The sequence below is a fragment of the Frankia sp. CoBUL1 genome, from assembly GCF_978021245.1.
Genome location: NZ_CDXDOS010000141.1, coordinates 1 through 8,503 on the forward strand (window position 1 = coordinate 1; position 8,503 = coordinate 8,503).

General features: G+C 67.0%; 8 protein-coding genes and 1 pseudogene. 5 read left to right on the forward strand and 4 right to left on the reverse strand.

Annotation, left to right across the window (positions count from 1 at the left end):
* The first annotated feature begins 70 nt into the window (after positions 1 to 70).
* The 3 genes from AC08OX_RS11465 (at position 71) to AC08OX_RS11475 (ending at position 3,631) form a co-directional block, all read left to right on the forward strand.
* Positions 71 to 2,026, forward strand: a complete 1,956-nt coding sequence (locus tag AC08OX_RS11465; protein ID WP_476607811.1) for a recombinase family protein — start codon at positions 71 to 73, stop codon at positions 2,024 to 2,026.
* 31 nt (positions 2,027 to 2,057) lie between these two features.
* Positions 2,058 to 2,243: a hypothetical protein gene (locus AC08OX_RS11470; RefSeq protein ID WP_476607804.1), complete on the forward strand. Its 186-nt coding sequence runs from the start codon at positions 2,058 to 2,060 to the stop codon at positions 2,241 to 2,243.
* Positions 2,244 to 2,462: 219 nt separating this feature from the next.
* Positions 2,463 to 3,631, forward strand: a protein-coding gene (locus AC08OX_RS11475; protein ID WP_476607805.1) for an IS3 family transposase whose coding sequence is annotated in 2 segments (ribosomal slippage) — positions 2,463 to 2,721 and positions 2,721 to 3,631 — 1,170 coding nt in all. Because the reading frame shifts where the segments join, the coding sequence is not laid out codon by codon here.
* A 137-nt stretch (positions 3,632 to 3,768) separates the two neighbouring features.
* On the opposite strand, the gene AC08OX_RS11480 is transcribed toward AC08OX_RS11475, so the two are convergent.
* The 3 genes from AC08OX_RS11480 to AC08OX_RS11490 form a co-directional block, all read right to left on the reverse strand.
* Positions 3,769 to 3,909 (reverse strand): hypothetical protein, encoded by a 141-nt coding sequence (locus AC08OX_RS11480; protein ID WP_476607806.1) that lies wholly within the window; start codon positions 3,907 to 3,909, stop codon positions 3,769 to 3,771.
* 878 nt (positions 3,910 to 4,787) lie between these two features.
* Complete coding sequence (locus AC08OX_RS11485) at positions 4,788 to 5,462, reverse strand: 2'-5' RNA ligase family protein (protein WP_476607807.1); 675 nt, start codon at positions 5,460 to 5,462, stop codon at positions 4,788 to 4,790.
* 11 nt (positions 5,463 to 5,473) lie between these two features.
* Positions 5,474 to 6,745 (reverse strand): helix-turn-helix domain-containing protein, encoded by a 1,272-nt coding sequence (locus tag AC08OX_RS11490; protein ID WP_476607808.1) that lies wholly within the window; start codon positions 6,743 to 6,745, stop codon positions 5,474 to 5,476.
* Positions 6,746 to 7,308: 563 nt separating this feature from the next.
* Between AC08OX_RS11490 and AC08OX_RS11495 the strand changes: the two genes are divergently transcribed.
* Positions 7,309 to 7,731 (forward strand): hypothetical protein, encoded by a 423-nt coding sequence (locus AC08OX_RS11495; RefSeq protein WP_476607809.1) that lies wholly within the window; start codon positions 7,309 to 7,311, stop codon positions 7,729 to 7,731.
* A 45-nt stretch (positions 7,732 to 7,776) separates the two neighbouring features.
* Here the strand turns inward: AC08OX_RS11495 and AC08OX_RS11500 are convergent, their stop codons facing one another.
* Positions 7,777 to 8,205, reverse strand: coding sequence for a helix-turn-helix domain-containing protein (locus AC08OX_RS11500; RefSeq protein WP_476607810.1), 429 nt, complete (start codon positions 8,203 to 8,205; stop codon positions 7,777 to 7,779).
* Between the two features lie 223 nt (positions 8,206 to 8,428).
* Here AC08OX_RS11500 and AC08OX_RS11505 point away from each other — a divergent pair.
* Positions 8,429 to 8,503 (forward strand): annotated as a pseudogene (locus AC08OX_RS11505) (plasmid replication, integration and excision activator); the annotation flags it as partial.

Below are 8,503 nucleotides of genomic sequence, written 5' to 3' on the forward strand. Positions count from 1 at the left end.
CAACCACGACAGCAAGTACTCACCCAGCTACACACTCGCCGCTTGATCTCACCTGGGGAGAACTGCACCCATCGCCTACTACCGCGTCTCATCTTCCGGGAAGGTCAATACCGACTACGACCCGGAAGGCATCTCGCTGCCGGCTCAGCGGGTGGCCTGTAAGCAGCGCGCCCGAGAGCTGGGTGTCGTCCTGGTGGACGAGTACATCGACCCGGGGAAGAGCGGCAAGACGATCGACCAGCGGCCGGCCTTCCAGGAGATGATCGCCCGCATCAAGGCCGACCGGCACATCAAGCACGTCTTCGTCTACGCCCTGTCGCGGTTCGCGCGGAACCGCTACGACGATGCGATCATGATGATGACGCTCGAACGGCTTGGCGTGCAGCTCCACTCGGCCACCGAGAAGAACCTCGACACCACGCCAGCCGGCCAGGCGATGCACGGCATGATCGCCGTCTTCAACGAGTACCAGGTGCGGGTTAGCGGCGAAGACATCAAGTACAAGATGGGCCAGAAGGCCAAGAAGGGCGGCACGCTGGGCGTGGCACCCTTGGGCTACCTCAACGTCCGCGAGCAGTTCGAGGGCCGCGAGGTACGCACGGTGATGCTTTATCAGGAGCGCGCGCCGTTCGTGGTCATGGCCTTCGAGCTGTACGCCACGGGCAAGTTCAACTTCCACACCCTCCGGGACGCCCTGACGGAGGCCGGCTTCAGGACTCGACCCACGAAGCAGTGGGCGAGTCGCCCGATCTCGATCAACAAGATTGGCGAGATGCTGCGTGACCGCTACTACCTCGGCTACGTCCGGTACGACGGCGAGGAGTACGAGGGGCGGCACGAGCCGCTGATCTCCCAGGAGCTCTTCGACCGGGTACAGCGGGTGCTGTACGCCGAGCGGCGGGCCGGCACGCGGCACCGGACTCATGATCATTATCTGAAGGGTCTGGTCTGGTGCGACCGCTGCCGGCGGCGGCTGATCATCATGCCTGGCAAGAGCAAGAGCGGCGTCCGGTACTTCTACTACATCTGCCAGGGCCGGCTCGATCACCAGTGCGACTTGCCGTACATGGCCGTCAGCAAGGTCGAACAGGCCATCGAGGACTACTACGTCAACGTTCAGCTGTCCGCCGACTTCCGGGCGACGGTCCAGGCCCACCTCGACGAGACGATGGCGAGCACCTCGGACGCCAGCCGCCGCCTGCGGGTCCGGTACGAACGGCAGCTCAAGGAGCTGGACGTCCGGGAGGACGGTCTCCTGGACCTCGTGGGCGATCCCGACTGGCCCAAAGAGAAGCTGACAGCCAAGATCCGCGCCGTACGTGAGGAGCGCACCCGGCTGGAAGATCGGCTGGCCGAGAGTGACCGACCGCTGGACGCCGGACATGAAGTGCTGGTCACCGTGCTCCGGCTGCTCGAAGATCCGCAGACGCTGTACCGGCGCGCGGGTGTCCGTACCCGCAAGGTCCTCAACATGGCGATCTTCACCAAGCTGCACGTCGATGTGGTGGGCGAGCCGGTGGTGACCTCGGATGACCTCAAGGAGCCGTTTGCGGCCACGGTCTCGGCGCACCGCGCCTGGAGTCTCACCGAAGCCGTGGACGGCGTGCTGGCCGATCGGGAGCGCCAGGTTGCCCCGGCACGACAAAGCGGCGCTCCCCAGGGGGATGACGCCGCTCTCGATGATCTTTCTGACCGTGCCCTCTTGATCACCGCTCTTTCGGGCGGGTGTTCAAGTAACGGGGTTCTGGTGCGGGAGGGGGGACTTGAACTCCGCCCCGGTGGCGTCCGTGGTCGTCCGCTGACGTCCGTCGGGTGCCGTGACCTGCGGCGGGACGGTGGCGGCGGTGTCGGTGCGGGTCGGGTGGTGCCGGCTCGTCCGGGTGCGTCCGTGACCAGACTCGTGACCATCGTTGGTGCACGGGGTCGGCCTGGTCCTGGTCGGGCGCGTGGTCCGCCGGGATGCCGGTGGTGCGTCGGTGCAGTGCGGGACCGGGGGAAGAGGGAAGCTCCGCACCCGGTCCCTTGACCAGACCCATCCGGTAGAAGGGGCCTGACCCATGACCATCGTTGCAGCAGCGCACGGGGAGTACGAAGTCGAGGTGCCGCTGGGCACCACCGTCGCCGAGATCGTCCGGACCCTGAGGGCGGTTCCGGCAGACGCCACCCTCGTCGAGCATTTCGGCGACGTAGATCTTGTCGCGGTCTTCCACGGCGTCCAGGCGTCGGCCGAGCCGGTGACCTGACCGTCCTATCGGTTCCGAGCGGCTCCGTGTCTCCATCCGAGTGCGGGGCCGCTCGGCACTGGAAGCTCACTGCACGACGGGTGACCACAGACAGTCTCGCTGCTGGCAAGTCGGACGGGACGGGCTGTCACGGCGACTGGCGCTGTCTATCGGCTGAAGTTGGCCCGATCCTGTTCACACCTGGGCTCTTTGGGATAATGACCCCAGGGAGGAGTGCAGGTGCCGAGATCAAAACCGCCGTACACGGAGGAGTTCCGCCAGCAGATGGTGGATCTTGTTCGAGCTGGACGGCTGCCCGAGGAACTCGCGAAGGAATACGGCCCGTCGGGGCAGTCGATCCGTAACTGGGTACGGGAAGCCTCCCGCGAGGACGACGCCCGAGCGGACGAGATCACCACCGCCGAACGCGAAGAGCTGAACCGTCTCCGGAAGGAGAACCGGCAGCTCCGCGAGGAACGCGACATCCTCCGCAAGGCCACGATTTTCTTCGCGACGGAGACCGGTCAGAAATGAAGTTCGCTCTGATCGATGCGGAGAAAACACACCATGCTGTCTCCGTTCTGGCCCGCGTGCTCGGTGTGTCACGCGAGGGCTACTACGCCTGGCGTCGCCGCGGTGGACAGTCCGCCCGCACCGCGGCCGACCAGACCCTGACCACGAAGATCACCGCGGTGCATGCCGCGTCGCGACAGACCTACGGCTCCCCTCGCGTGCACGCCGACCTGGCCGCCGCCGGCGTGCGGACCAGCCGCAAGCTGGTCGCGCGACTCATGAAACAGGCTGGCCTACAAGGGGTCCACCGCCGTCGCAGGGTCAGCCTGACCCGCCGGGACCGGGCCGCGCACCTCCCACCCGACCTGGTCAACCGCGACTTCACCGCCCCAGCCCCGAACAAGGTCTGGACCGCCGACGTCACCTACATCCCGACCGACCAGGGCTGGCTCTACCTGGCGGTCGTCCTCGACCTGTACGCCCGACGGATCGTGGGCTGGTCCATGTCCGCCGAGCGGAAAACACCCCTCGTCGCCGACGCCCTCACCATGGCGCTACGCCACCGCCGGCCCGCGTCCGGCGTCATCCACCACTCCGACCAGGGAAGCCAATACACGTCTCGGGAATTTGCGAAGATCTGCAAGAAGCACCAGGTCCGACGCTCCGTCGGATCCTCCGGCGATTGCTACGATAATGCGGTCGCCGAATCGTTCTTCGCCACCCTCGAATGCGAACTCCTCGACCGCACCACCTTCACCACCCACGACCAGGCCCGCGCCGCCATCTTCGACTTCATCGAAGGCTTCTACAACCGGCGACGCCGCCACTCCACCAACGGATACCTCAGCCCCCACGAGCACGAAACCCGATTCCAGGAGTACGATAAGGTCGCATAACCGTTCAAAGCCCTACTTGTGAACGAAACCGGGGCAGCTTCAGGCCGCTCACTGGCGTGCCCTCTGCTCGTTCTCCCGCCGCCTGGCGTGCGCGACGGTGGGGATCCAAACCGGCTCCTCGTCGCCCCGATCTGAGCTCAACCACTCACCAGGAGGGCCACAACGGCGGCGAGAGCAGAGACCACGCTCGACAGGGCGGCAAGGGTCGCGACGCTGACGGACGGTGATATCCAGAGGCCACGGTTGAGCTCACGCCACGCGTGTGGCACGACGGTCATCCGTACTCTCTGCCACTTGTGCTGTCGGAGGCTACAGCCCATCAGCAGCCCCGATGAGTTGTTGCGGCACAACCTCTGGTCACGGGTCACTGCCCCACACCAGACCGGCACTTGGAACAGGAAGTAGACCGCAGCCGCGACGGAGAACATGATCACGACTATGGCTCCGCCTACACCTGTCACCCAAAAGGCCACTACGGCAAGCAAGACCAGGTACCCCCAGTAACGAGACAATAGGCGCATGAGTCGGACAGTAGCAGGATCATTGCTTTCTGATCTAAGAATTTATCCACCCGAATGGCTTGTTGCGCTTAGTTATCACCGCTTTCCCCTTCACTGCCCTGCGTTCGGCTGTTCGGACGCCAAAGGGGCAGGTAAACGGGCAGCCGGGCCGAGCCGATCGCTTGCTCTCGCAGCAGCGATCCACGCGATCATGTCCCGCCCTCATCCGCCGGCTTGCGGGAGCCTCTCGGGTAAAGATCGTTTCGCAGGGTGGCCACAGAAGGTCTCGCCGCTCGCAGGGCGGACGGGTCGGGCTGTCCGCTGCAACTGGCTCTGTCTCCCGGCCGTTCGCTGGCGTGCCCCCTGCTTGCTTTTCTGCCCCCTGGCGTGCGCGATGGCGGGATATCGGCCAGATCATCGCTCCATGGCTGGATTACTCGGGCTGGAACCGCAGTGTTCATCTCCAGGTGTTCGGGGATCGCCTTCGCGGTGCGGGCTGCCGACGCACCGGCGAGCACGGCCGCCCACGGCCGCGCGCAGCCGTCGTGCGGCGGCGGTCCGCACCGCGACTCTTGATCCTAAAACGACGGATTCGGCAACGGCACGGTACGCACGCGGTACGCCTCGGCTTGCTCACGGTGTCCCCTGGACGACGCTCAGCCGGTGAAGTCGACGTGGTGGCGGATGTCCCAGCGGTAGGCGTGTCCGTCCCGGCGGAGTTCGAGGAGATCGACGCTGGTGACCGGCAGGCTGATCGGGGGTTGCTGGCGTAGCTCGGTCAGGCAGCGGATGACCTCGTCCGCGGGCGGGTCCGCGTTGCAGTAGGTGACGCTGATATGCGGCTTGAACATGGCGGGTTCGTCCGGAACTGCGTCCGGGCCGAGGATCTGGCCGACGGCAGCGCGTAGGCGCTCCCGTAGGTCGGCGACTGGCTGCCATGGCGCGGTGCGCAGGAAGGTGCCCCCAGTGTATGCGGCGATCGGTCCGACCGTCAGGGTGAACGGGTCGATGTCCACGCACAGTTCGTCCGCGGCCTTCCCGAGAGCGTCGACCTCGTCGGCAGGCATCTCGTCGGCGAACGCGACTCCCTGCACGGTGAGGTGCAGGCCGTCGACGGGCACCGGGTCGAGGTAGTCCAGGTCGGCGAGCTCGCGCTGAAAGCCGGCGACGTAGTCGGTGAGGGCCTGGTCGTGGAAGACGAGGTACCAGGTCAGGTAGTGCCGGTCGGGGCGCCATCCTGGACGCCACCACCAGTGGTCGGCCATCCGTTCGGCGTGGCGGAACGATTCCCAGTCGTCGGCGTCGGCCTGCTGCTCAGGGGTGAGGGGCACGGGCACAGAGGTTATGCGGTGAGTGTCCGCCACACTTTCACCGAGTCCGCGACCTTCGCGATCTCCGGGAGCGTCCGCCACTGGGCGGCGCTGGTCAGGAAGTCCTTCGCCCGGCGGGCGACCACCTCGGACCGTAGATCCGCCCCGACGGTCAGCGCCTCGCTGACGAGTGCCCCGGCTCGGTCGGGCTCGGGGGACGGTCCGGCGAGGTAGGTCATGCTCGCGTCAACGAGGGTCAGTGCGTGGCTGGCGGTGGAGCCGGCGGCGGCGAAGATGGGGATGGCCTGGTCGGTGAACTCGCGGGCGCGTTCGTGGGCTCCGGCGGCCAGGTAGGCGGAGGCGGCGTTGCCGGCTATGCGGGACTCGGTGAACGGGTCGAAGGACAGGAAGTAGCCGACCGGGTCGGCGTCCTCGATCTTCGCGTGGGCGGTGAGCGCCCGGCTCACGGCTTCATCGACCCCGGCGGTGTCACCGAGCTTGCCCAGGGTCCGGGCCTCGCCGCTGATTGCCAACCGGATGGAGGCGGGGCCGCCGCGGGCGTATCGCTGCCCGTCGCGGGCAAGGTCGAGGGCTTCGCGGTACCGGCCGCCGTAGTAGGCGATGAAGCTCTGCGTCCCGCGAACCCAGGCCGCAAGGTCGTTGTGTCCGGCGGCCTTGGCGAGGCTCATCGCCTCGTTGCAGTAGGCGCGGGCCACCAGCTCGTTGCCGAGGTCGAACGCCAGATAGCCGAGAAGCCCGGAGAGCTTCCCGCCGATCAGATACAGGTGCCGGCGCTGCGAGGGGTGCTGATGCCCGGCCATGAGCTCGGCAACCCATCGGCGCTGCTTAAGCGCGACCGGGTAGACGGTGGCGGCGTTGCTGGTCTCGTACCGGCGGCCGACAACCTCGATGCTCGTCTCCGCCTGTTCCAGGGAGGCATCGTTGACGTTGGAGGCCGCGAACTGCTGCATGCGCTGGGTGACTTCTTCGAGTTCCTCGTCGATCGCCCACGCTGCTCCGACGGCAAGGATCGTCCGGCGGTCCGGTCCGGCCGGGGTCGCCTCGATCGTCGTTGCGGGCTCTGCGGGGGCCAGGCCGAGGCGTTCGCGGGGGATGTCGAGTCCCTCGGCGAACTTCTCGTACGTCTCGATGCTGGTGACGTGGCGCTTCCCGTTGAGGATGAGGCTGATCGTCGGCTGCTGCACACCGGTCATGATCGAGATTTGTGACTGGGATGCGCCGGTCCACCGCCGGTAGATCGTCAGGACGGTCTTCATGTCGCGTTCGGCGAGAGCGGCGGCCATGTCGCGCCGGTCCCAGAGGCCGGGCGGGGCGACGGGGAGAGGGCGGGGGCGGTGTCCCGGCATGGCAGTGGCCTCCGTCGGACGAGTCTGATCCGTGGCGATGTGCGCACCGTCAGCCAGTGTATCCACTCACGGTATTCAGCCTCGTATCTATTCCGAACTGTAGATCGGCGTCAGCGTACGTCGGGGCGTCCCGGACCCTGCTCCGATCACAGCCGACGTGGTGGGTGGGGAGGGCCGTCCTGGTAACGACTCGACGGGAAGGACACCATGACGTCAACGGGCGAGATCGTGAGGGAGCGGGGGGACGGTGAGAGCGCTCTGCTGTTCGGGGCGGTGCGCTTCGAGTCCGGTGGAAGTGGTCTGATCCGTGAGACTGTGGTTGCCTTCCGGTCGGCGGCCGATGCCGACCGATATGCGACCGAGCACGGGTGGGCGGAGCATCAGGTGTGTCCGCTTCGGTTCCTGGTCGACGGTTTGCCGTCTGGCACTGGGTGGATGGTGCCTGGTGGAACGTTGGAGCGCTTGCCTGCGCGACCGCGGGAACTGCGGTGAACCCCTCGGTGACCGAGACGGAGAAGGGCCGCGGTGGCATCGCGAGGCCGGCAGTGGTGAAGGTGCCATGGGGGCCCGGGGAATGGGCGCTCGCGGTACAACCCGGATCGGGCGTCGCGGACCTCCTCCGCGCGCTCGGGGAGCTGCCTGGGGAAGTGGAGTTCGCTGCCGCTTTCGGGGATGTTGACGTGGTTCTCGTCTACCGGCTGCCGGGGGACCTGCCGACCCGCCGCCACCTGCTGACCCTGCACGGCTCGGTGCTCGACATCCCGGACGCCGCGCCGGACCGGTCGCGGTGGATGACCTCCGGCGAACGGCAGGCGTTCCGCGCGGGCTACGACGAAGCCCTCACCACCGTGCGCCTGTTCGTCAGCCGGCTCGCGGGCGCCACTGACCAGGACCTTCCCCCGGGAGGAACACCGTCCGGTTGACGAATGACCTGTGTCTCGGCCGATGGGCCGGACTCGATAGCGGAGCTACGCCGTTGTCGGATCCGGCCCATCGCTGTTTTCGGCCGGCCGGTCCTGGTCCAGGGCGTCACGGACCGCGGTGGGGACCCGCAGGTGGGCGCCGATGTCGGCCATGCGGCGCTCGATCCGCAGCAGGACATCGAGGATCTGCCGGTCTATCGGCGGTGCCGGGGACGTGACCACGGTGGGCGGGGCTCCAAGTAGCACCACAAGCAGATGGTCATCTGCCCACCCGAGCGCGCGGGAGATGGCAACGAGGGTGCTGTCCTGGGCTCGGCGGCGGCTCGTCCCGCGCTGTAGCTCGCGCAGGGTAGCCACCGACACCCCGGACGTGGTGGCGAGCGCCTGCTGAGTGATCCGCTGTTCCCGCATGCGAGCGTTGATCGCCTGGCCGACCGCGGGCCAGTCCTCGCCTGTCGCAGTGTCGCGCAGCATCGTGGCCGACCCCTTCCCCGTTGTTTGTCGCCCGTCAAACAATAGTGGCTGGCGAGTGCGGTCCGGAAGGCTCCCGCAACGCTGAGCGCATTTCTATGTCGGCACGTTATATCGAGCCGTATATGCGCTTGGCGAGCGCTCGGCGAGCGGCGCATTGTGGGTGCTGCCCGACAGCGGCCGGACTACCGGCCACGGGGGCGACTCTAACGGAGGCTGATCGTCGATGGCGGTTCCCACGCGTATTCCGGTGCGTTTCGAGGACGTCTTTCCTGCCGGCGCGTTCGTGCTTGGGGTGGAG